This is a genomic window from Actinobacillus minor NM305 (genome assembly GCF_000175195.1).
Classification (GTDB): domain Bacteria; phylum Pseudomonadota; class Gammaproteobacteria; order Enterobacterales; family Pasteurellaceae; genus Haemophilus_A; species Haemophilus_A minor.
Map to the genome: position 1 here is coordinate 30,880 of NZ_ACQL01000087.1, position 22,787 is coordinate 53,666.

At 37.9% G+C, this 22,787-nt stretch carries 22 protein-coding genes; 16 read left to right on the forward strand and 6 right to left on the reverse strand.

Annotated elements, in window-relative coordinates; all coding sequences use genetic code 11:
• Positions 1–47: 47 nt before the first annotated feature.
• The 3 genes from AM305_RS05130 to AM305_RS05140 all read left to right on the forward strand — a co-directional run bounded on the left by AM305_RS05130 (position 48) and on the right by AM305_RS05140 (position 3,854).
• Positions 48–1,340 (forward strand): nucleobase:cation symporter-2 family protein, encoded by a 1,293-nt coding sequence (locus AM305_RS05130; protein ID WP_005823713.1) that lies wholly within the window; start codon positions 48–50, stop codon positions 1,338–1,340.
• Between the two features lie 130 nt (positions 1,341–1,470).
• Entirely contained in the window at positions 1,471–1,788 is a 318-nt protein-coding gene (gene trxA / locus AM305_RS05135; protein WP_005820842.1) for a thioredoxin, read from the forward strand.
• A 122-nt stretch (positions 1,789–1,910) separates the two neighbouring features.
• Positions 1,911–3,854: an ABC transporter ATP-binding protein gene (locus AM305_RS05140; protein WP_005823715.1), complete on the forward strand. Its 1,944-nt coding sequence runs from the start codon at positions 1,911–1,913 to the stop codon at positions 3,852–3,854.
• Positions 3,855–3,896: 42 nt separating this feature from the next.
• Here the strand turns inward: AM305_RS05140 and ispC are convergent, their stop codons facing one another.
• From ispC to infC, 5 genes are all read right to left on the reverse strand, one after another.
• A complete protein-coding gene (ispC, locus tag AM305_RS05145) occupies positions 3,897–5,087 on the reverse strand; it encodes a 1-deoxy-D-xylulose-5-phosphate reductoisomerase (protein ID WP_005823717.1) in 1,191 nt (396 codons plus the stop codon).
• A gap of 80 nt (positions 5,088–5,167) precedes the next feature.
• Entirely contained in the window at positions 5,168–5,479 is a 312-nt protein-coding gene (locus AM305_RS05150) for a hypothetical protein (protein WP_005823718.1), read from the reverse strand.
• Between the two features lie 133 nt (positions 5,480–5,612).
• Positions 5,613–5,966 carry a 50S ribosomal protein L20 gene (gene rplT, locus AM305_RS05155; protein WP_005714486.1) on the reverse strand — a complete coding sequence of 118 codons (354 nt, stop codon included), beginning with the start codon at positions 5,964–5,966 and terminating at the stop codon, positions 5,613–5,615.
• 91 nt (positions 5,967–6,057) lie between these two features.
• Positions 6,058–6,255 (reverse strand): 50S ribosomal protein L35, encoded by a 198-nt coding sequence (gene rpmI / locus AM305_RS05160; protein WP_005596065.1) that lies wholly within the window; start codon positions 6,253–6,255, stop codon positions 6,058–6,060.
• A gap of 101 nt (positions 6,256–6,356) precedes the next feature.
• On the reverse strand, positions 6,357–6,896 hold the full coding sequence (gene infC / locus AM305_RS05165) for a translation initiation factor IF-3 (protein WP_081453538.1): 540 nt from the start codon (positions 6,894–6,896) through the stop codon (positions 6,357–6,359).
• Positions 6,897–7,140: 244 nt separating this feature from the next.
• On the opposite strand from infC, the gene AM305_RS05170 reads away from it, so the two are divergent.
• The 5 genes from AM305_RS05170 to AM305_RS11990 all read left to right on the forward strand — a co-directional run bounded on the left by AM305_RS05170 (position 7,141) and on the right by AM305_RS11990 (position 14,574).
• Positions 7,141–8,532 (forward strand): MATE family efflux transporter, encoded by a 1,392-nt coding sequence (locus AM305_RS05170; RefSeq protein ID WP_005823721.1) that lies wholly within the window; start codon positions 7,141–7,143, stop codon positions 8,530–8,532.
• Positions 8,533–8,565: 33 nt separating this feature from the next.
• Positions 8,566–12,174 carry an exodeoxyribonuclease V subunit beta gene (recB, locus tag AM305_RS05175; RefSeq protein ID WP_005823723.1) on the forward strand — a complete coding sequence of 1,203 codons (3,609 nt, stop codon included), beginning with the start codon at positions 8,566–8,568 and terminating at the stop codon, positions 12,172–12,174.
• Between the two features lie 132 nt (positions 12,175–12,306).
• Positions 12,307–12,573 (forward strand): FeoA family protein, encoded by a 267-nt coding sequence (locus tag AM305_RS05180; RefSeq protein ID WP_005823725.1) that lies wholly within the window; start codon positions 12,307–12,309, stop codon positions 12,571–12,573.
• 1 nt (position 12,574) lies between these two features.
• A complete protein-coding gene (gene feoB / locus AM305_RS05185) occupies positions 12,575–14,431 on the forward strand; it encodes a ferrous iron transporter B (protein ID WP_005823727.1) in 1,857 nt (618 codons plus the stop codon).
• On the forward strand, positions 14,431–14,574 hold the full coding sequence (locus tag AM305_RS11990) for a FeoB-associated Cys-rich membrane protein (protein WP_005820859.1): 144 nt from the start codon (positions 14,431–14,433) through the stop codon (positions 14,572–14,574). Before feoB ends, AM305_RS11990 begins: the two co-directional genes overlap by 1 nt.
• A gap of 181 nt (positions 14,575–14,755) precedes the next feature.
• On the opposite strand, the gene radA is transcribed toward AM305_RS11990, so the two are convergent.
• On the reverse strand, positions 14,756–16,135 hold the full coding sequence (gene radA / locus AM305_RS05190) for a DNA repair protein RadA (protein WP_005823729.1): 1,380 nt from the start codon (positions 16,133–16,135) through the stop codon (positions 14,756–14,758).
• A 184-nt stretch (positions 16,136–16,319) separates the two neighbouring features.
• Between radA and AM305_RS05195 the strand changes: the two genes are divergently transcribed.
• The 8 genes from AM305_RS05195 (at position 16,320) to AM305_RS05230 (ending at position 22,784) form a co-directional block, all read left to right on the forward strand.
• Positions 16,320–16,766, forward strand: coding sequence for a prepilin-type N-terminal cleavage/methylation domain-containing protein (locus tag AM305_RS05195; protein WP_005823732.1), 447 nt, complete (start codon positions 16,320–16,322; stop codon positions 16,764–16,766).
• A 49-nt stretch (positions 16,767–16,815) separates the two neighbouring features.
• The gene (locus AM305_RS05200) at positions 16,816–18,201 is read left to right on the forward strand and encodes a GspE/PulE family protein (protein WP_005823734.1); all 1,386 of its coding nucleotides are present in this window, start codon (positions 16,816–16,818) and stop codon (positions 18,199–18,201) included.
• Complete coding sequence (locus AM305_RS05205; RefSeq protein ID WP_005823736.1) at positions 18,194–19,390, forward strand: type II secretion system F family protein; 1,197 nt, start codon at positions 18,194–18,196, stop codon at positions 19,388–19,390. The genes AM305_RS05200 and AM305_RS05205 overlap by 8 nt, the downstream gene beginning before the upstream one ends.
• A 7-nt stretch (positions 19,391–19,397) precedes the next feature.
• A complete protein-coding gene (locus AM305_RS05210; RefSeq protein ID WP_005823737.1) occupies positions 19,398–20,039 on the forward strand; it encodes a prepilin peptidase in 642 nt (213 codons plus the stop codon).
• A 25-nt stretch (positions 20,040–20,064) separates the two neighbouring features.
• Positions 20,065–20,697 carry a dephospho-CoA kinase gene (gene coaE, locus AM305_RS05215; RefSeq protein WP_005823739.1) on the forward strand — a complete coding sequence of 211 codons (633 nt, stop codon included), beginning with the start codon at positions 20,065–20,067 and terminating at the stop codon, positions 20,695–20,697.
• Positions 20,679–20,864 (forward strand): DNA gyrase inhibitor YacG, encoded by a 186-nt coding sequence (gene yacG / locus AM305_RS05220; RefSeq protein WP_005823741.1) that lies wholly within the window; start codon positions 20,679–20,681, stop codon positions 20,862–20,864. Before coaE ends, yacG begins: the two co-directional genes overlap by 19 nt.
• Positions 20,865–20,972: 108 nt before the next feature.
• Positions 20,973–21,935: a helix-turn-helix transcriptional regulator gene (locus AM305_RS05225; RefSeq protein WP_005823743.1), complete on the forward strand. Its 963-nt coding sequence runs from the start codon at positions 20,973–20,975 to the stop codon at positions 21,933–21,935.
• A gap of 75 nt (positions 21,936–22,010) precedes the next feature.
• Positions 22,011–22,784, forward strand: a complete 774-nt coding sequence (locus AM305_RS05230) for a PDDEXK-like family protein (RefSeq protein WP_005823745.1) — start codon at positions 22,011–22,013, stop codon at positions 22,782–22,784.
• Positions 22,785–22,787: the final 3 nt, after the last annotated feature.

Consider the following 22,787-nt stretch of genomic DNA (forward strand, 5'->3'; position numbering starts at 1 on the left):
CAAAGAAATCCGTATAATCGCCTCAATTTTTTTACGATGAGGCATTTATGCAAAAATTACGTTATCCTGTTGATTCAAAACCTCCTTTTGGTTTAACCCTTCTTTTAGCCGCTCAGCACCTTTTGGCTGCATTAGGCGGTATTATCGCTGTTCCGCTTGTTATCGGAAATGTGTTAAAACTTCCAACGCCAGATACGATTGTCTTGGTCAATGCAGCGTTATTGGTTTCAGGGATTGTTACCATTATTCAATGTCGAGGGATTGGTCCGATTGGATTACGTTTACCAAGCGTAATGGGCACAAGTTTTACTTTTGTGGCTGCGGCACTTGCCATTGGTTTTAGTGAACACGGTGTTGCCGGTATTTTAGGAGCTTCGCTTGTTGGCTCTCTTGTGATGATTATCGGTAGCTTTTTTATGCCTTATGTGCGTAAATTATTCCCACCGGTTGTTACCGGCGTTGTGGTTATGATGATTGGTCTAAGTCTTATCCCCGTTGCGGTGGATTGGTTTGCCGGTGGTCAAAAAGGTGATCCACATTATGCTGATCCGGCAAATCTTGCGATGGCAACCTTCGTGCTGATTTTAGTGGTCATTTTAGTGCAATGGGGTAAAGGGATTTTCTCGGCAGCGGCTATTGTAATTGGTATGATGGTTGGTTATGTTGTTGCATTAGCATTAGGTTGGATTAACTTTGATGCGGTAAAAAATGCGGATTTAGTGGCAATTCCTCAACCATTGCATTTCGGTTTAGCCTTCCCAATTTCAGGGATTATTGGCATGTCTATTGCTTATTTGGTAACGATTGTGGAATCAAGCGGTAACTTTTTAGCATTAGGTAATGCAACTCAAACAGAAATTACCGGTAAACATTTACGTGGCGGTGTACTTTGTGATGGTTTAGGTTCTGCTTTAGCGGCGATTATGTCCACGACACCATTTTCATCTTTTGCTCAAAATATTGGGGTAATCTCTTTAACCGGTGTGGCAAGTCGCTATGTTGTTACCGTCATGGGCGTATTATTAGTGCTTGCTGGAATTTTCCCTTGGTTAGGTGCGTTAATCGTTTCCATTCCTAGCCCGGTATTGGGGGGCACGGGCTTAATGATGTTTGCAATGATCATTGCAGCCGGTATTCAAATGCTAGATAAAGTGGAACGTTCTAAACGTAACGGCTTAATTATTGCGATTTCAATTGGCTGTGGTTTAGCGGTAACAACAAGACCTGAGCTACTTGATAAACTGCCTTCATTCTTTAAAGAAGTCTTTGGCTCAGGGATTACCGTAGGTTCTATCTTAGCTTTAGTTCTTAACCTGGTTTTACCTGAAGATAAAGAATAGATTTATTGGTGTAATTGGGAAAATAGACTTGAAATTGTTTTAGTTAAACCTTATCTTACACCCCAACCGAACGCCACGAGATTTTACTGGTGGCGTTTTTACTTCGATTTACTCAAAATAAGGAAAAATTATGACTTTACAAGTAACTGATGCAACATTCGAACAAGAAGTTTTAAAATCAGATGTGCCTGTATTATTAGATTTCTGGGCGCCTTGGTGTGGTCCTTGCCGTATGGTTGCGCCAATTTTAGATGAACTTTCAGAAGAATTTGCTGGTCGTGCTAAAATTGCCAAAGTGAACGTGGATGAAAACCAACAAATCCCAGCGCAATTTGGTATTCGTTCAATCCCAACATTAATTCTTTTCAAAAATGGCCAAGTGGTAGCAACCCAAGTTGGTGCATTACCAAAATCACAACTTGCTGCTTTTGTTGAGCAAGCACTTTAATTTTGTTAAGCCTTGTATTTTATACAAGGCTTTTTTGCAAAAGATACCTAAAATCTATCCGCTTACATCACTTCTGAAATCTGCTAAAATAGCCCCATTTTCTTTTTAAACGCATTATATTTATGGCATTACTAAACCTTTCAAACGCCTATTTAGGCTTTGGCGATCATCCGCTTTTAGATCATACTGAATTACATATTGAACCCAATGAACGAGTGTGTTTAGTGGGGCGTAACGGAGCCGGGAAATCCACACTAATGAAGGTATTAGCCGGCGAAGTTCAATTAGATGATGGGAAATTAATCTTTGAAAAAGATATTGTCGTTACTCGTTTAGAACAAGATCCACCTCGTCATATTCAAGAAACCGTGTTTGATTATGTAGCAGAAGGCATTGCGCATTTAAGTGATTTATTAAAGCAATATCATCATATTTCGCAACAAATGCAAACGGATTATAGCGATGAATTGATGGCAAAACTTTCAGCGGTGCAAAGTCAGTTAGAGCATAACGATGGCTGGCAGTTTGAGAACCGTATTCAAGATACGTTGAAATTATTGGAGCTCGATCCGGATAAACGTTTATGTGAATTATCCGGTGGTTGGGTTCGCCGAGCAGCATTAGCTCGTGCGTTGGTGGCAGATCCCGATATTCTCTTATTAGATGAGCCGACCAACCATTTAGACGTAGAAGCAATCACGTGGTTAGAGGATTTATTACTCAATTTTAAAGGTTCGATCATCTTTATTTCGCACGACCGTTCGTTTATTCGCAAAATGGCAACCCGTATCGTGGACTTAGATCGTGGTAAATTGGTCTCTTATCCGGGAAATTACGATCTTTATTTAGAAACGAAAGCGGAAGAATTAAGGGTAGAGGCGCTACAAAATGAGCTATTCGATAAGAAACTTGCTCAAGAAGAAGTTTGGATCCGTCAAGGGATTAAAGCTCGCCGAACCCGTAACGAAGGGCGTGTACGTGCGCTGAAAAAATTACGTGAAGAACGCCGAAATCGCCGAGAGGTTCAGGGAACCGCTAAAATTCAGCTCGATACCACAGCTCGTTCAGGCAAGATCGTCTTTGAAGTCGAAAATGCAAGTTATGAAATTGAAGGTAAAACCTTATTGAAAAACTTTTCTACGACCATTCAGCGAGGCGATAAAATTGCGCTCGTGGGTGCTAATGGTTGTGGAAAAACAACGTTTATCAAATTGTTACTTGGCGAACTTCAACCTACCTCAGGCTCAATTCGTTGTGGGACAAAACTAGAAGTCGCTTATTTTGACCAATACCGTGCAGAACTGGATTTAGAAAAAACAGTAATGGATAATGTGGCGGATGGTAAGCAAGATATTGAAGTAAATGGCGTTAAACGCCATGTGTTAGGTTACTTGCAAGATTTCTTATTTCCGCCTAAACGTGCGATGACGCCCGTTAAAGCATTATCTGGGGGCGAACGTAACCGCTTATTATTAGCGAAATTATTGCTAAAACCGAATAACTTGTTAATTCTGGACGAACCAACCAATGATTTAGATGTGGAAACGCTGGAATTATTGGAGGAGTTACTCGCGGATTATCAGGGAACTTTGTTAATTGTTAGCCACGACCGTCAATTTATTGATAATACCGTTGAGGAATGTTATTTCTTTGAAGGAAACGGCGTACTGAATAAATATATTGGTGGTTATTTCGATGCGAAACAGCAGCAAGAAAACTACCATGCGACATTGGCAGCGGCTTCGCAAAATGTGAAGAAAAATGAACCGCTTGCAAAAGAAGAAGCCGTAAAAAAAGAAGCAGTTAAAGAGAAGCCTAAAACTGATAAGAAAGTGAAGCTCTCTTATAAAGATCAACGAGAACTGGAAGAACTCCCTGCTAAAATGGAAGCGCTAGAGGCAGAGATTGAGCTTTTACAAACCGAAGTGAATAGTGCAGATTTCTTCACGAAAGACACCGCTTATACACAAGGGCAACTACAAAAATTAGCCGAAGCAGAACAGGCTCTTGAACATGCTTTTGAGCGTTGGGAAACCTTAGAAAACATTAAAGCAGGTAATGCTTAAACAAAAACACCGTTAGGAGAAAAACTAACGGTGTTTTTTTATTTATTGCTGTAAGATCGCTTGTTTTGCAAGTTCTCTCGCAAGTTTATCAATATGCAGCACATCGGCAATTTCACGAATGGCAATTGGCGCAATGTTTTCTACAACGGTGCGGTTGATATGCACAATATCGGTAAAACGAATTTGCTCGTTAAGGAAGGCTTCTACGGCGATTTCGTTAGCCGCATTCATCGCAGTGGTCGCATATTGCCCTTCAGCAAAAGCATCAATCGCTAATTTTAAATTTGGATAGCGGGCAAAGTCAGGTTCAATAAAGGTTAATTCTTTTAATTTAAAGAAATCCAATGGCGCAACGCCAGCATGGATACGGTTTGGGTAAGCCATGGTATGTGCGATTGGCGTACACATATCAGGATTGCCCATTTGCGCAATTACTGAACCGTCAATATAACGTACCATTGAGTGAATAATCGATTGAGGATGGATGATGATTTCCATCTCTTCAGCCGAAGCATTAAATAGCCAGCGTGCTTCAATGTACTCTAAGCCTTTATTCATCATTGTGGCAGAATCGACAGAGATTTTTCTACCCATAGACCAGTTAGGATGAGCAACAGCCTGAGCCGGGGTAATGGTTGCAAATTCTTCCAACGGTTTGGTTCGGAAAGGTCCGCCTGAACCGGTTAGAATAATTTTACTCACGCCAAGTTCTGATAAAGGACAAAAGCCAACTTTGTGTTGCGCTTCTACCGGTAGCGATTGGAAAATCGCATTGTGTTCGCTATCAACTGGCAAAAGTTGTGCACCTGATTTTTTTGCTTCATCAATAAAAATTTGCCCGCAGGTTACTAGAGATTCTTTATTGGCAAGTAGGACTTTTTTACCTGCTTTCACCGCTGAAAGTGTTGGTAATAAACCTGCCGCCCCGACAATTGCTGCCATTACCATATCTACTTCAGGGTGAGCAGAGAGTTCGCAGATGGCTTTTTGTCCGGCAAGCACTTCGGTTTTCACATTTAATTGTGCCAGATGATTTTTTAATTCATAAGCTGCATTTTCATCATCTAAAGCCGCAAATTGAGGCTGAAATAATAAGCATTGTGCAGCCATCAATTCCACATTTTTTCCGCCAACAAGCGCAAAAATTTGGTATTGATCAGCATTTTTTTCAATAACAGAGAGGGTACTTTTTCCTATAGATCCTGTTGAACCTAAAATGACAATTTTTTTCATCGTAAACTATCCTAAATAAATCGTTAATTCATTTTAGCATAAATTAAAGGGCTGTGGATTATTCCACAGCCCTTAGATCATTAGTACCAATAGCCCGTACCTAGCCTTGTGCCAATACCATAATGATGGTGTCTATGCCCCCAGCCATAACCAACACCCACAGAAGGGTAAATGGCAGCAGGTGCTCGCTGATAAACCACTTTAGGTTTATGATCGCTTTGGTTAAGCGGTTCATTATTAGATGGATTGTTTTTATCAACGGTATTTCCACTTGTAATACGTTGCTGATATTCTTGAACGGCTTTCATATCTAATGGAACCGTGCTTTGTTGCTGTGGTGTAGAACAGGCAACGACTAAAAAAGGTGCTAAATAGAGAATAAATTTTTTCATCATATTTCCTTATGGTAAAAAAGTGTTTAAATTAGACCGCTTGTTTTTAAGAATTATCCCTTTTATTTAAAATAATTTCTTTAGGATATAAAAAAGGACGCCCGAAAGCGTCCTATTTATCTATTCTTTAAAATTAAAGAGCAGATTTTGCTTTAGCAACTAATGCTGCGAAAGCCACTTTGTCAAATACTGCGATATCAGCAAGGATCTTACGATCGATTTCAACAGAAGCTTTTTTCAAGCCATTGATGAATTTGCTGTATGATAAACCGTTTTGACGAGCTGCCGCGTTGATACGTGCAATCCATAATTGACGGAATTGACGTTTACGTTGACGGCGGTCACGGTAAGCATATTGTGCAGCTTTAACTACTGCTTGGAAAGCAACGCGATACACGCGTGAACGTGCACCATAATAACCTTTAGCAGCCTTAAGAACTTTCTTATGGCGTGCTCTTGCAATAACACCACGTTTTACACGAGCCATTATTAAATCTCCTACTATTTAAGCGTAAATTAACGCTTTTACATTTATTAAACTAAAAATTAACTAATCGTACGTTATGCTTAATTTACGCTTATGCGTATGGTAAGCATGCTACTACTAAAACTTGGTCTGCTTTCGCTACCATTGATTTGTGACGTAAGTGACGTTTACGTTTAGTTGTTTTCTTAGTCAAAATGTGACGTAAGTGAGATTGTTTACGTTTGAAACCGCCTGAAGCTGTTTTTTTGAAACGCTTCGCAGCACCACGTACTGTTTTAATTTTAGGCATTGTTAAAATAACTCCGCATTGTTTATGTTAATAACCAGTAATTAGGCGAATATTGTTGCCAATATTACTTGGAAGCACTAATTACATCTCAAGGTAATGGACTATTTCTTTTTAGGAGCTAGAACCATTACAACTTGGCGACCTTCGAGTTTGCCTGGAGCAGACTCTACTACGGCAATGTCTGCTAAATCGTTTTTAACACGTTCTAGCACGTCCATACCAATTTCTTGGTGAGCCATTTCACGTCCACGGAAGCGAACAGTGATTTTGGCTTTGTCGCCATCTTCCAAAAAGCGAATCAGGCTGCGTAGTTTTACCTGATAGTCACCTTCGTCTGTACCCGGACGGAATTTAATTTCCTTCACTTGTACAACTTTCTGCTTTTTCTTCTGCTCTTTTGCAGCTTTTTCTTTTTCGTAGATGAACTTACCGTAGTTCATAATACGGCAAACCGGTGGTTCAGCATTTGGGCTAATTTCAACTAAGTCTAACTCAGCTTCTTCAGCTTTTGCTAATGCTTCTTGAATTGATACGATACCAAGTTGTTCACCATCTTGATCAGTTAAGCGAACTTCTTTCACGCGGATTTCTTCGTTAAGACGATGCGCGCGATTTGTCTGAACACGTTTTACAGGTTTAATAGTATTATTCCTCTAGTTAGTTTTATACGAATATTCTGCCGAGCAGATTTCCATTATTAGCTTGTCTTAAAAAAGACAAAATCGGGCGGATTCTAACGGATTTTAATTGATTATGCAATAGACAATACACAAACAGAGGCATTTAAACTAAAGAATCTGTGTTTAGGCTAGTTGTTTTGCTCTTTGATAAAGGATTTCGCGCAAAAGCTGGGGTATAATAGCGTATTATTTTTTGAGGTTTTTTATGAATTTACAGTGGCAAAGATATCCCCAAAATGCCCATCGATTATTTAAATTGACGGTTCCTATTTTTATTTCTCAATTATCCGCTTCAGGTATGGGGTTGGCGGATATCGTGATGGCAGGATTAGTGAGCGATGATGATGTTTCTGCAATAGCGGTCAGTAACTCTATCTATTTCCCGTTATTTTTATTTGTCTTAGGCTTATTAAATGCTATTACACCTACCGTTTCTTATTTAAATGGCTCAAATCAGCGGCATTTAATTGCGCATCAAATTCGTCAAGGTTTTTGGCTGGTTTTAGCATTATCTGCGCCGCTGATTATCATCTTTTTAAATAGCAATCTGATTTTAGATTATATGCAAACGCCGGCTTCATTTTCGCTGAAATCACAACAGTATTTAGCGATTATGTCGCTTGGTGTAATCCCAGCATTATTAGCAATCAATCTACGCTGTATGAATGATGGTTTATCAAATCCTGCGCCTGCAATGCGTATTACATTTTTCGGGTTATTACTCAATATTCCTCTTAACTATATTTTTATTTTCGGGAAGTTAGGTATGCCGGAAATGGGGGCTGTTGGGTGTGGTGTGGCAACGGTAATTGTTAATTGGGTTATGTTCTTGTTGATGTTGCATTATAGTTACACTCATAAATCTCAACGAGATATTGGTTTATTTAACCAATGGTTTGAAAAACCAAGCGGTCAAACTTTATTAAAAATTTGCAAATTGGGCTTACCTATCGGTTTTGCGACTTTTACGGAAGTGATGTTATTTTCGACCTCATCATTGTTGCTTTCGCCATTAGGTGCGCAAGTTGTGGCGAGTCATCAAGCTGCATTACAAACCAGTTCAATCTTTTTTATGATTCCAATGTCTTTTAGTATTGCGACAACGATTGTTATTGGGCAAACACTTGGGCAAAAATTGGTTGAGGAAGCAAAAGTATTGAGTTATCACGCGTTACTCACCGGGTTTATATTCGCCATTCTGGCAGCTATTGTGATCATTCTCTTTAATCAACTGATTCCTTTAGCCTTTACCCGTGATACGTTATCAATTTCTATTGCAGCACATTTATTGCTATTTGCAGCGGTTTATCAAATTCCTGATGCTTTACAGGCAGTCGCTAACGGTATATTAAGAGGTTATAAACATACAAAACCGATTTTATTTGTAACATTATTTTGTTATTGGATTGTCGGCATGCCTTTAGGTTTTATCCTTGCTCGAACTAACTGGTTAGTAGAACCTATGGCAGCTGCAGGTTTTTGGTTTACTTTCTGTGTCTGTTTAAGTTTAGCGAGTGGATTATTGATCTGGCAAATGGTAAAAATTCATCGTATTCCGGCAGAACAGTTGATTCGAAAATTAGAAAAAATTAAATAAGATTAAGGTAACAAAACTTTAGGTAACACAATTATGAAAACGCTCGATCCTATTACGCTTCCATTAAATTGTTCAAGTCTTATTGAAGCCTCGGCAGGTACGGGGAAAACGCATACGATTAAGAACCTATACTTACGTTTATTGCTTGGGTTAGGGCATGATAAAAGTGCTTTTCAGCCTTTAACGGTGGCTCAAATTTTAGTGGTTACCTTTACAAAAGCAGCAACGGAGGAGTTGAGAGAGCGTATTCGAGAAAATATTCAAGCGTGTTACACATTTTTTCAAGAGAGATTGTCAGGGGAAGAGACTAAATCTGATGATTTTTTTGAGCAACTGTTTGAGCAAGTAGAAAATAAAGAAGAAGCCTTGTTACGTTTGCGCATAGCCGAACGAGAGATTGATCTTGCAAGCGTGTTTACTATCCATAGCTTTTGCCAAAAAATGTTATTCCAGTTTGCTTTTGATTCAGGTGTGCGTTTTGATATTGAACTTAAAGCCGAGCAAAGTGAATTGATGCTGAAGTTAGCCCAAGAGGTTTGGCGTGAACAATTTTACCCTATGGGGTTAAAAGAAACACAAATTGTCGCTCAAGAATTAAAGGCGCCTCAAGAGGCATTAAAACAGATCAGAAGTTATTTAAATGATGCCCTTCCTGAATTAAGTCAGCAACAGCAGCTTTTTTCTCAACCAATTTCTGAGTATTTAAATGAATATCAACGCTTTTTTACAGAGTTAAAAGATTATTGGCGTGAATATCGTGCTGATATTGTGACACCAATTCAAAATGAGCTTGAAAAGAAATATAAAACAGGTGAGAAAAAAGCGCTGAGTCGTCAAAGTTATAAGAAGAATTTGGTTGAAAATTGGATTAAAGCAGTAGACCAATGGGTTGCAAGTGATTCATCATCTTTCCCTGCTAATGCTTTCGAACGCTTTTGCCAGCAAATGTTAATAGAAAAAGCAGAAGAGGGGGGAGTACCACTCACTTCACCACATTTTGCAAAAAATCAGGCATTTTTAACCGCTTATCAAACTCAATTTGATGGCAAAATTAAACCTGTATTGCTTTACCATTTTCTGCTTTCTTTACGGGAAAAAATTGCGGAACATCAGGCGCAGTATGCGGAGCGTGGCTTTGATGATTTATTAAAAATGTTAAACCAAGCCTTAAAAGGAGAACGAGGCGAGCAGCTTGCGGCACAAATTCGAGCTCAATTTCCTTTTGCGATGATCGATGAGTTCCAAGACACAGATAAAACGCAATATGATATCTTCCGTCAGATTTTTATGTCTGAGAAGGCGGAAAATCAGGGATTTATTATGATTGGCGACCCAAAACAATCGATTTATAAATTCCGTGGAGCCGATATTTTTACTTATCTTGAAGCCGCAAATCAAGCGAAAGAAAAACGGACGTTATCGAAAAACTGGCGCTCCTTCCCCGAAGTGGTAGAGAGTGTTAATCAGTTATTTTCTTTCCCTCAACATACGGAAGCATCACCATTTTTACACCAAGATATTCACTTCCAACCCGTGAGTGCGAAGGAGTTTGAATTTCAACTGATGGGCAGCGAGCACGTTGTTTGCTATTTACAAACAGAATTTGATGAGGAGCAAGCGGCAGAGCATTGTGCCACCCAAATTCAGCTTCAACTTAAAGCAATGCAAGAAAAGAACTTTGGGGTTGTGGGGCTAAATGATTCTTCAAAAAATATTTTTCAAGCGAAAGATATTGCGGTATTGGTTCGTTCACGAAATCAAGCTTCATTAGTCAAAAATGCATTAGCACAAAGAGGTGTTAAATCGGTCTTTTTGTCTGAAAAAAGCAGTGTTTATCAAAGTGAAGTAGCTTATGATTTGGCTGTAATTTTGAAGGCATGTTTACATCCTTATCATCAAAAAACATTACTGAGTGCATTAGGCTCTAATTTATGGGGGCTAACGGCATTCGAGCTTTACGAACTCAAACATGATGAAAGCGTGTGGGAAAACTATGTGGCGAATTTTGTTGCTTACCAACAACTTTGGCAAAAGCAAGGTGTGCTGGCTATGCTGCATCAGCTCTTCTTGAATGAAGGTATTATTCAACGGTTGAAATCAAGAGAAAATGCCGAACGATTGATTACCGACCTTTTTCATCTTGCCGAGCTTTTACAAAGCGGTAGTCATGACGTTGAAAATGAAACGGCGTTGTTACGTTGGTATGAGCGCCATTTAGAAGATGATGAAGCAAATGATGCCAATACGTTACGTTTAGAAAGCGAAGAAAATTTAGTCAAAATTGTGACCATTCATGGCTCAAAAGGGTTACAGTATCCTATCGTTTGGCTTCCTTTTGTGGGGAAAAATAGCTACGAAAACCGAAATGGCGGTTTAGCGACCTATCACGATGAAGAAGACCAAAAAAAATGGGATTTCAATGAAAAAGATGAACGTATCCAGCGTTTGAGAAATCAAGCCGAATTTGCGGAAGATTTACGTTTACTTTATGTCGCGCTAACTCGTGCTGAACATCAAATGAATTTGATTTTACCGGCGCATTTTGCCAAAGGTTGGAATGCCATGCACTATTTACTCAGTAATGGCGAGTTAGCATTAGATAATCGAGAAGAAGCGGCTATTTCAACAGAGGATTATATTAAAGCAAAAAATATGCCTTGTAAGATTGAGAATTTGCCGGAGCAACCTCGTATTGATGATTGGCGAGCTGAAGTAGATCAACAAGAGACACTTTCTGTTCTACCATTTGAACATAGTATTCCCCAAAGAGAGGGACAAATAACCAGTTTTACGGCATTGTATAGCTATCATGAATGGAAAAAACAATCAAAGGATCACAATGAGGCTGGTTCGCTATTAACGGATTTAGCACAAGATTATGATCAATCTGTTTCAGTACTTAATCAAACTGATGAATTAGAGCAATTGGATTCAGCATTAAATGCCTACCATTTTCCGCATGGGACTAAAATTGGGAATATGTTGCATCAATTTTTTGAGCATTATGATTTCCAACAAGCGGTTGAAAAAACAGAAATTATTGCATTATGCGAGAAATTAGCAATTGATGAAGTTTGGGTTGAACCTGTTTGTCAATGGTTTGAAAAAGTTAGAACAACACCATTTGGCGAAGATTTGGTTTCTTTAAGTGAAGTTGCCAAAGAAAATCGCTTAAATGAATGGCAATTCTTCTTGCGTTTAAATAATGAAGATTGGGTTAGTGAACTCAATCACTTACTGAAAGAACATAGTGAGTTGGCAAAACATTTACCGCCATTAAAATTGCCTGATTTAGAAGGATTTGTCAGAGGTTTTATTGACTGTATTGCAAAAGTGAAGGGTAAATTTTATGTCATTGACTATAAATCAAACTTCTTAGGCTATTTACCACAAGATTATTCAGCAGAAAATTTAGCAAAAACAATGGGGCAATACCGCTATGATTTGCAATATTTACTTTATACCTTGGCGGTTCATCGTTACCTAAAAGGGCGTTTAGGCAAGCAATATGATTATCAAAGAGACTTTGGCGGAGTAGCTTACCTCTTCTTACGAGGCATGAATGGTTCTCCGCAAAGTGGTGTTTATTTTGATAAACCGAGTTTAGCGCTTATTGAGGGATTAGATCGGTTATTTAACTAAAAGAGGTAAATAACTGTTATCTTTAAAATTTCTTTGAGCTTTATCAATATATTAAGCTTTAATGTATTTACGAGTCATTTGCATCTAGATAGAATTTGATATCAATTCTTATTTGAAATAAAGAGGTGTCAAATGTCTATGATTTCACTTTCTTCATTAGAAAAAAATGTATCGGCTCAAATTCATGAGATTATTGCGAGTGATATTTTTGGCGAGATTGATCACGTAGTAAGTCGCCGTTTAGCAGATCTTGGGTTCTCAAAAGGTATGCCGTTAAAAGTGATTGCTAAAGGTTCCTTTGGAAAAGGACCTTATGCAGTACGATTAGGAAATAAATCACAATTTGTATTACGTGGGCCTGAGGCTGATAAAATTTTATGCCAAATTGTAGGAGAATAGTATGAGTTGTTATATTTCTATCCTAGGTGCTCCTAACTGTGGTAAAACGGCTCTTTTTAATAGCCTTACAGGCTCTAATGCTAAAGTGGCTAACTATGTTGGCGTAACAGTTGATAAGTTAGAAGGCACTTTTATTGATGATGCGAATATTCGTATTATTGATTTACCGGGCACTTATAGTTTACGAACTACAAGCCTAGATGAAGCTGTTGCTCGTGATATGGTTTTAGGTAAAATCGGTAAACGTCCTGATGCATTGATTGCGGTGGCAGATGCGACCAATTTACGTATGACATTGCGTATGGTGCTTGAAATTAAAACGTTAGGTTTGCCTATTGTTGTCGCACTAAATTTAAGTGATATTGCCCGTTCTCGTGGTTTAATCATTGATACACAAAAATTAAGTGCTTTGCTTGAAGTGCCTGTCATTGAAACGGTAGCAATCAAAAAAGAGGGAACACAAGCTCTACGCGAAGCGATCAAAGACTTACCTCATCAAAAAGCGACACCGTTAGATACAGAATCAGCAGAAAAAATGCTAGAGCAACTTGATAGCCAGTTATTGTATCAACAAGTAGAACAGCTCCTTTCTCAATCCGTTACTCGTGAATTAGAACTTCCTCAATGGCACCAACGTTTAGATAACATTGTAATGCACCCTGTTATGGGAATTGGGTTATTGCTCGTCATTTTATTGCTTGTTTTCCAAGCGGTTTATTCTTGGGCAGAACCTGTTATGACGTTAATTGAAGATAGCTTTACATGGCTAGGAGAATGGGTGACTGCAACTTTACCGGAAGGGTTATTGGTTGATTTATTGGTAAATGGTGTGATAGCTGGGGTAGGTGGCGTGCTTGTCTTTTTACCACAAATTACCATTTTATTTGCCTTTATCTTACTTTTAGAGGATTCTGGCTATTTACCTCGAGCCGCCTTCTTATTGGATAATTTACTCGCCAAAAGTGGATTATCAGGGCGAGCATTTATTCCATTGCTATCAAGCTTTGCCTGTGCGGTACCCGCCGTGATGTCGGCAAGAACGATTCAAGATCCGAGAGAACGTTTAGTGACTATTGCGATTGCGCCAATGCTAACCTGTTCAGCTCGACTTCCTGTGTATGCACTAATTATAGGCGCTATCATTCCTGATCAAACGGTATGGGGAATGTTTAATCTACAAGGTTTAGTACTATTCTCACTTTATTTCATTGGGATTTTATCGGCTGGTATTGTTGCTTATATCACGAAACGTTTTGCCTTACGCAAAGGGAATATTCAGCAGTTTCCTCTTTTAATGGAACTTCCAACATACCGTATGCCAAACATTCGTCATATCTGTTTAACATTGTGGGATAGAGTAAGTGCATTCTTAAAACGTGCAGGAACCATTATTTTTGCTCTAAGTGTCATTTTATGGTTCTTAGTTACCTTCCCATCTGCGCCAGAGGGCGCAACTGCACCGGCAATTGATTACAGTTTTGCGGGGATGTTAGGTCATTTGATTCAACCTATTTTTGCGCCTTTAGGCTTCACTTGGCAAATGTGTATTGCAATGATTCCGGGTGTAGCAGCTCGAGAAGTGGTTGTTGCAGCACTTGGTACAGTTTATGCCATGAGTGGTTCAGAAGATCAAATTGTCGATGCATTGATTCCGGTTGTAACCAATGATTGGGGGCTTCCAACTGCGCTGGCTTTCATCACATGGTATATTTATGCACCAATGTGTATGGCAACACTTGCGGTAATTAAGCGTGAAACGAAATCAACCAAACAAACCGCATTGATTACTGCTTATCTTTTTGCATTGGCATACTTGTTTGCCTTTGTGGTTTATCATATTGCATTGAGGGTTATATAATGGTTCAGAATATTATTGTTGGTGCGATTGTTATCGCATGCCTTGGTTATCTTGTTTGGAAATTCGGTTTAAATAGGAAACGTAATCTTTGCAGTGGTTGCGATAAGTGTTGTGGTAAAAAAGACCAAGGTGGTTGCCACTAATTGCTTAAGTTCAAGCGGTCAAAAATAATTGAAATGCCACAAATAGAAAGATTAAATTATTCTATTCTGGCTTTATAAAACATAATGACTTATTCTAATTGTATGATGTATAAAAGGTGGGAATGTGTTATCGCCCACCTTTGTTTACCTATTATATAGAGCTCATGTGAAAATAAGCACTTTACAAATTCCCCAAAATATCTAATGCTTCAGAGAGCTTTTTAACCCCCATGACTTCCATACCTTTAATGGCTTTTTTCGGCATGTTGCCAAAAGGTACGATGGCACGTTTAAAACCATGTTTCGCAGCTTCAGAAATACGTTCTTGACCACTCGGGACAGGACGTATTTCACCGGCTAAGCCAACTTCGCCGAAGATGACTAAATCTTGAGGTAATGGACGATTTCTAAAGCTAGAGATTAAGGCAAGAATTAACGCTAAATCAGCACTGGTTTCGGTCACTTTTACACCACCGACAACATTCACAAACACATCTTGATCCGACATCTGTAATCCGCCATGACGATGGAGTACAGCAAGTAATAGAGATAAGCGATTATGATCTAAGCCTACCGCAACACGGCGTGGATTTGCCAACATTGAGTGATCGACAAGAGCTTGGATTTCAACAAGCAGTGGGCGTGTTCCTTCCCACAATACAACCACAGAGCTACCTGAGACTAACTCTTCACTACGGCTAAGGAAAATTGCAGAAGGGTTTTTAACTTCACGTAAACCTTGTTCCGTCATCGCAAAAACACCGAGCTCATTGACAGCACCAAAACGGTTTTTTTGGCTGCGTAATGTTCGATAGCGAGAGTCAGATTCGCCTTCTAAAAGTAAAGAGGCATCTATGGCATGTTCTAATACCTTCGGTCCCGCCAATGTGCCGTCTTTTGTTACATGACCCACCATAATAATAGCGACTTGGCGTGTTTTGGCATAACGAGTAAGAAATGAAGCACATTCACGCACCTGTGAAACAGACCCCGGCGAAGATTGAATATCGGCAAGATGCATCACTTGAATGGAGTCGATAACCATAATTTTCGGTTTTTCCTGATCCGCGATATTACAAATATGTTCGACAGACGTTTCAGAGAGCATTTTAAGATGTTCGGTGGGTAAGCCTAATCGATTTGCCCGCATAGCGACTTGTTGGAGCGATTCTTCCCCAGTGACGTAGAGTGTTGGGATCTCTTTTGATAAGCCACACATTACTTGAAGGAGTAGGGTGCTTTTTCCTGCCCCCGGATGTCCACCAATTAAAATAGCAGAGCCTGGCACAACGCCACCACCGAGAACACGATCTAATTCATAAAATCCACTACTGAAACGAGGCACTTCTTGCAGGCTAATTTCTGAGAGAGCCTGTACTTTACCTGATGTTTCACCAGCATAGCCACTAAAGCGGTCATTTTTCTTTGTTTCTTTGGCAGAAATGAGACGAACCTCGCTAATGGTATTCCAAGATAAGCACTCTTTGCATTGCCCAAGCCATTTTGAATATTCCGCACCACAATCATTACAAACATAGGCTGTTTTAGGAGCTTTAGCCATTTTTAACCTCAAATAAATCACTGTAAAAACAAACAGATGATAGCAAAATTTATAGATTAAAGTAAATGCTATGCCACTATTTTTGCGATCGTGCTCGAAAATTTTAAGATTGCCACTCGCAAAAAAGAGTGAGTTCGGCAAACTATAAGGGCGCAAATCTTGCGTCTTACAAAAGGAACTTTACATGAAATCTCAATTTTTATTTAAAACGGCAAAAGCATTTACGTTAATCGAATTGATGATCGTGATTGCGATTATTGCCATTCTTGCCACGATTGCGATCCCTTCATATACCACCTATACCCAGAAAGCAGCGCTATCAGAGTTGCTCAGAGCATCTTCCTCTTATAAATCAGATGTGGAGGTCTGTATCTACAATACTGGTGCTGTGACGAATTGTTCGGGTGGTTCGAATGGTATTCAAGCTAATAAAACCTCAAGCGATGAAACCAAATACTTGAAATCCGTTTCTGTCACGAATGGGGTAATTAGTGTGGCAGGAAAAGGGAATGTTGATGGCTTTGGTTATAGCATGACCCCAACATTTGCAAATAATACGATTAGTTGGAAAACCGCATGTACAGGTTCAGACACCAGCTTGTTCCCTGCAAATTTCTGTTCGACTAACTAAAAAACAACCCATTCTTTTTGCCTCGTAGAAAGAATGGGGAGGATAACGTATGACTTATTCAGTATGTGATCTTAATACCCAAGAAGTATTTGATATTTCAGAAAAACAATGGCAAAAAAATTGCCATGAAAAGCAGATATTGCTTCGTTATTTAGCCGTGCCAATAAAAGAAGATAAAGAAAAGCTTTGGTTAGCCATTGATGATTTAAATAATTTAACCGCTTGTGAAATTTTCTCATTTTTGGTGCATAAAGCTATTGAGCCTGTATTAATTTCAAAAGAAGAATTGAAGTATTTGCTTAATGAATTATCGCCTGAACAACAAGTGATTTATGAAGAGGCAGAATTTCAACTAGCACAAAAAGATCAAGAGGAAATAACAAATCCAAATGATCCTATTATTCAAACATTGGACCAGCTTTTTAAATTTTGTTTACAACAAAACGCATCTGATATTCATATTGAACCTCAAAAAGCTCATTTAATGATTCGATTAAGAATTGATGGTGTTTTGCATATTTATAAAACATTGCCGATTAGTTTATCTAATCGGATAGTTTCACGGATTAAGCTTTTAGCTAAATTAGATATTAGCGAAACAAGATTTCCACAAGATGGGCAATTTCATTTTAAAACATTATTAGGAGATATTTTAGATTTTCGTGTATCAAGTCTGCCAACAAATTATGGAGAAAAATTAGTCTTACGTTTACAAAAAAATAAACCCACACAAGCCGATTTTTTATCTCTAGGGTTTAATCAACAACAAAAAGAAAAACTCATTTTTTCCTTAGAACAACCTCAAGGTTTAATTTTAGTTACAGGACCAACAGGTAGCGGTAAAAGTATTACATTATATAGCGCACTCAGTTATTTAAATAACAATCAAAGACATATTCTTACTGCTGAAGATCCAATTGAAATTGAAATAGATGGAATTATTCAGACACAAGTAAATCGAGGTATTCAATTAGATTTTAGCCAATTATTAAGGACTTTTTTACGCCAAGATCCGGATATCATTATGTTTGGTGAAATTCGGGATGAAGAGAGTGCGCAAATGGCATTAAGAGCTGCGCAAACAGGGCATTTGGTACTTTCGACATTGCATACTAATGATGCATTCTCTGCTGTGGAGCGTTTATTACAATTAGGGATAAAAGAATATGAATTGAATAATTCGTTGCTTTTGGTTATTGCACAAAGATTAGTGCGAACACTTTGTTCTCATTGTTTAGGAAAAGGTTGTGAACATTGTTATCAAGGCTATAAAGGACGTACAGGCGTTTATCAATTATTATCTAAAAATGGCAATTTTTTTGAAAAAACGACCGCTTGTTTAGACTTTAAAACGCTCGTTGAAAGTGCAAAAGAAAAAGTTATAGCAAAAATAACAGATGAAGCAGAAGTGAAAAGAGTATTAGGCTATGTTTAAAGTATATGAATATCAATGGTCGGCAATAAATCGATTTGAGCAAAAACAAGAAGGGAAGCGATTAGCAAAAAATCAAGAAGAATTAGAAAATCTGCTGTTAAAAAAGGGCTATCATCATATCAAAATAAGCCGGAATTTTGCTTTAGCGAAATCGCCAAAATCAGAAGAAATAACCCAAGTCCTTTCTCAATTAGCAATGCTGGTAAAAGCCAAAATTCCGTTAAAATCGGCATTGACTATGATTTTAGAAAATTGCACACAAATAAAAATTTATTTATGGCTCGAAACCTTAATTAAATGGATTGAATTAGGCTATGCGTTTTCAGCGGCATTAGGAAGGTCAGAGACATATATCCCTCAACAAGAAATTCAACTCATTAAAATGGGGGAGGTAAGTGGCAAGTTAGAAACTATTTTACAAAACATTGCAAAAGCTAGAACAGAAAAAGAAAAGACCTTAAAAAAGGTAAAAAAGATCTTATTTTATCCCATTGTTGTTTTGACGATCTCGTTTTCTCTTTCGATTGGTTTATTGCTATTTATTGTTCCACAATTTGCAGAATTGTATGGTGCAAAAGATAAAAGCCTCCCGATGATTACTGAAATTTTATTTAGTTTATCGGCATTTTTACAAGAATATATTAGCGAATTTATCTTCTTTTTTATTGTTACTGTGCTATTTTTCAGATTTATTGTGAGAAAAACAGCTTGGTTTTTCCATATAAAAAATCGTTTATTGAAATCTACACCTATCTTCAATCAGATTTTTAATGATGCGCGAATTGTCTTTTTTCATCAAAATTTAGCTTTAATGTTAAATGCGAATATCAGGCTAGATGCCATATTACGCTCTTTTTTATCTGAAGCTCCCGATGATCCGCAATTACAGCAAGAAATTACAACAAGCCTACAATTATTAAAGCAAGGGTATTCATTATCAGAAAGTTTAAACCCGAATTTGTTTAATGAACAGGTCATTCAAATGCTATTTATTGGCGAAAAAAGTGGAAATTTAGCACAAATGAGTGAGCATATTCATGAAATTTATCAGCAAAAGTTAGACTATCAAATTGACATGATTTCTCAATTATTAGAACCGATGTTAATGTTAATTATGGGAATGATAGTAGGAACGATTATTGTGGGATTATATCTTCCTATTTTTGATATGGGATCGTTAGTAGAGTGAGTGGAATATGGCTATTTTTTTTAAAATCATACTAGCGATTTGCTTCGCATGGTGGGGAAGAAAAGAAATTCCAGCGTTTGCATTAAGAATTAATCGGCAGATTTATATGGAATATCATTCTCTTGTTGATATGAACGAAAATTATGATTTCTTTCAGAAAAAATCTTGTTTGCAACCGAAAGAAATGCATTTTTCTTATCTGTTTTTTCTATTATTCCCCAGTATTTTAATACTTTATGATGATGTGATTATTGGCGGAATTTTAATTCTATTGTGTTTTCTAGCCTGTTTAGATATTGCTTATTATTTAACAGATATTAGAGTAGTCGCACTAATCTTTTTATTATCCTTATCTCAAGGCGAAATTAATACCTTATATGTTTTGATTGGGTTATTTATCATCATTCAAATTATTTCATACGTGATTTTAAAGAAAGAAGGGATTGGCATGGGTGATTATTTACTTTTTTTAGCCTTATCACCTCTATTTCAAATAGAACAAATGCTGTATTTAATTCTTATCGCCTCTTTACTTGGGATTATTTATTACCTTTTTTATTGGGGAATCACAAAACAAAAGCTGGCTAAATTGCCTTTTATCCCTTTTATAACTGCTTCGACTTTTATTGTATTTGTTGATAAAATTTAAACATAGTTTGTAAAAGGAAAATCATATGACGTATGTTGTGGGCTTAACCGGTGGAATTGGCAGTGGCAAAACAACCATTGCCAATTTATTTTCAGAATTAGGCGTGCCGATTGTTGATGCAGATATTGTCTCTCGCCAAGTTGTAGAAAAAGGCTCGCCGCTATTAGCTCAAATAGCTGAGCATTTTGGGCGTCACATCTTAACTGAACAAGGGGAACTGAATCGGGCAAAATTACGCCAAATTATCTTTGCGCATGAAGCCGAGAAGCAATGGTTAAATCATTTGCTTCACCCTGCGATTAGAGAAGAAATGATACACCAATTACAAGCATGCCAAGCACCTTATGTACTTTTTGTGGTGCCGTTGCTGATTGAGAACCAATTAACTACGTTATGTGATCGTATTTTAGTGATTGATGTTGCTCCTGAGATCCAGCTGGAACGGGCAGCAAAACGAGATCAAAATCATCTCGAAATCATTAAAAACATTATGAAATCGCAAGTGAGCCGAGAGGTGCGGTTAAGCTATGCCGATGATATTATTGAAAATAACCTTCCTTTTGAGAGGGGCTTAGCGCAACTCCAACAAAAAGTAAAACAATTACATACACTTTATCTTCAACTCGCAGAGGAAAAACAATGTCAGAAACAATCGTAAATTGCCCTATTTGTAGCAAACCAGTACCATGGAATCCATCAAGCAAATACCGCCCATTTTGTAGCGAGCGTTGCCAACTCATTGATTTAGGCGAATGGGCTAGCGAAGAAAAACGTATTGCAAGTGTTGAAGATGATGTTTTTTCAGAAGATTTAGAAAAATACTAATCTCAACTGATAATCTAAGGGTTTACAAGCGGCAAAATTCTTTCTATTTCTTACAAATGTATGCCCTAAGATTGCTATAATCGCCTTAGTTTGACTAAGGAGATTATTATGCCTAAACGCCCATCTGATTTAGATTCTACCTTTTTTCTACTCGAAATTTTACGCCGCATACCTAGACAACCAAGGCGAATTACCACATCAGAAATGTATTCCGCCATCACAGATGCTGGATTTACAAAAGATAAACGCAGTGTTCAACGCGCATTGAAAAAATTAAGCGATTATTTTACCGGTTTAGAGTGCGATGATCGTGATAACGAATACGCTTATTATTGGCTCGAACACGCAGAAGGGCTTTCGGTATCGATGTTGAACGAACAACAAGCGTTAATCTTAAAATTAGCGGAACAGCAACTTAAATATCTCTTGCCTGCGAATATTATGTCGTCAATGGAACCCTTTTTTAAACAGGCAGAAAAAATTGTAGGAACAGGGACGAGCAATCCTGAACATCAGTGGCTCGGGAAAATTTGTAGCCTACCGACTAGCCAGCCACTTATCCCAGCTAAAGTGAAAGAGGACGTTTTTACAGCTGTCAGTACCGCTCTTTTCCAAAATAAATTACTGCACATTGAATACCAAAACCAAACTGGCAAAAAACATAAAGCACAAATTATGCCATTGGCGATTGCGCAACAAGGGGCAAGCACCTATTTAGTCGCTCGTTATGATGGGTTTGACGATAACCGCTTACTTGCCTTACATCGTATCAAAAAAGCGGAATTATCAACTTTTAGCTTTGAACGCCCAAAAGATTTCAACTTAAAACAGTATCAAGATGAAGGGCATTTAGGGTTCGGAAGTGATGGGAAAGTGAAGCTGACATTTTCCATTACTCGCTGGGCAGGCTTCCATTTAACCGAAACGCCACTTTCAAAAGATCAAATTACACTCGAAGAAAGCGAAGAACATTACCGTTTCCAAGCGACCGTTGCCGATACGGATATGTTAGAATGGTGGATAAGACATTTTGGAGAAGAGATTTGGGATATTGAGAAAGAGAGTGTTTAGTGCGACATATCTTGTCGCATTGCTGAATATAATCAGTTTATAACAAGATTTAATCATTTGATTGAAGGGTAAAATATGCATTTATTAGTAAATTTTAATCAAGATAAAGATAAAACATTGGACATTGCTCAACTAGATACATTTTTTAAAATGTGGAAAGACGGTGTTTTTTTTGAGCCTTCGGAAGAAAAAGCAGAATTAGTGATTCCTGATCGTGAAAAATTACAATACTTTTTTAATGAGTATAAAGAAGCACGAGTACCGATGGAAGAAGAAAAGGCTTTAGGCATGAAGGTTAATGTATGGAAAACCGCAAACTTGGGGCGTTATGAGGTTCGCAATAGTAAAGTTTTACGCTGGTTTTTAGATATGCACGAAGATCATGGACAAGGAAGTTTCTTCTTGAAAGCGTTGTATGACAGTCTAGGTTGGGATAAGTCATCCTTTCCTTTCCCAAGCGTTTATCGGGCAACGGAAGAATGTTGTCCTTTAGGAGATGAAAGTGAACGAGTCGATATTGAAATTGAATCTGACGAAGTGTTGCTATTTATTGAGGTAAAAATTGATGCTTTAGAAGGTAAAGAGCAGCTAAAAAGATATCATGATGTTGCCAAAATAAAAGCAGGTTCAAGAGAATGGAAAATTATTTATTTAACAAAAGATGGTATTGTTAAATATGATCAGGAAGATAAACAAAGTTTATCGGATAAAGAAAAAATTATAGGTCTTTCTTGGACGCATTTTGCGAAAGTTTTGCAGAAGCAAATAAGACAAGAGCTAAGAAAAAATCCAAATAACCGCAGTTTATGGTTAGCCGAACAGTTTGTAGAACACATCTTAACTTTTTAATAT

Bases quoted from the DNA above. Each gene is read 5' to 3' on its own strand.
- AM305_RS05130 (WP_005823713.1), top strand. From the start codon at position 48: ATGCAAAAATTACGTTATCCTGTTGATTCAAAACCTCCTTTTGGTTTA.
- trxA (WP_005820842.1), top strand. From the start codon at position 1,471: ATGACTTTACAAGTAACTGATGCAACATTCGAACAAGAAGTTTTAAAA.
- AM305_RS05140 (WP_005823715.1), top strand. From the start codon at position 1,911: ATGGCATTACTAAACCTTTCAAACGCCTATTTAGGCTTTGGCGATCAT.
- ispC (WP_005823717.1), bottom strand. From the start codon at position 5,087: ATGAAAAAAATTGTCATTTTAGGTTCAACAGGATCTATAGGAAAAAGT.
- AM305_RS05150 (WP_005823718.1), bottom strand. From the start codon at position 5,479: ATGAAAAAATTTATTCTCTATTTAGCACCTTTTTTAGTCGTTGCCTGT.
- rplT (WP_005714486.1), bottom strand. From the start codon at position 5,966: ATGGCTCGTGTAAAACGTGGTGTTATTGCAAGAGCACGCCATAAGAAA.
- rpmI (WP_005596065.1), bottom strand. From the start codon at position 6,255: ATGCCTAAAATTAAAACAGTACGTGGTGCTGCGAAGCGTTTCAAAAAA.
- AM305_RS05170 (WP_005823721.1), top strand. From the start codon at position 7,141: ATGAATTTACAGTGGCAAAGATATCCCCAAAATGCCCATCGATTATTT.
- recB (WP_005823723.1), top strand. From the start codon at position 8,566: ATGAAAACGCTCGATCCTATTACGCTTCCATTAAATTGTTCAAGTCTT.
- AM305_RS05180 (WP_005823725.1), top strand. From the start codon at position 12,307: ATGTCTATGATTTCACTTTCTTCATTAGAAAAAAATGTATCGGCTCAA.
- feoB (WP_005823727.1), top strand. From the start codon at position 12,575: ATGAGTTGTTATATTTCTATCCTAGGTGCTCCTAACTGTGGTAAAACG.
- AM305_RS11990 (WP_005820859.1), top strand. From the start codon at position 14,431: ATGGTTCAGAATATTATTGTTGGTGCGATTGTTATCGCATGCCTTGGT.
- radA (WP_005823729.1), bottom strand. From the start codon at position 16,135: ATGGCTAAAGCTCCTAAAACAGCCTATGTTTGTAATGATTGTGGTGCG.
- AM305_RS05195 (WP_005823732.1), top strand. From the start codon at position 16,320: ATGAAATCTCAATTTTTATTTAAAACGGCAAAAGCATTTACGTTAATC.
- AM305_RS05200 (WP_005823734.1), top strand. From the start codon at position 16,816: ATGACTTATTCAGTATGTGATCTTAATACCCAAGAAGTATTTGATATT.
- AM305_RS05205 (WP_005823736.1), top strand. From the start codon at position 18,194: ATGTTTAAAGTATATGAATATCAATGGTCGGCAATAAATCGATTTGAG.
- AM305_RS05210 (WP_005823737.1), top strand. From the start codon at position 19,398: ATGGCTATTTTTTTTAAAATCATACTAGCGATTTGCTTCGCATGGTGG.
- coaE (WP_005823739.1), top strand. From the start codon at position 20,065: ATGACGTATGTTGTGGGCTTAACCGGTGGAATTGGCAGTGGCAAAACA.
- yacG (WP_005823741.1), top strand. From the start codon at position 20,679: ATGTCAGAAACAATCGTAAATTGCCCTATTTGTAGCAAACCAGTACCA.
- AM305_RS05225 (WP_005823743.1), top strand. From the start codon at position 20,973: ATGCCTAAACGCCCATCTGATTTAGATTCTACCTTTTTTCTACTCGAA.
- AM305_RS05230 (WP_005823745.1), top strand. From the start codon at position 22,011: ATGCATTTATTAGTAAATTTTAATCAAGATAAAGATAAAACATTGGAC.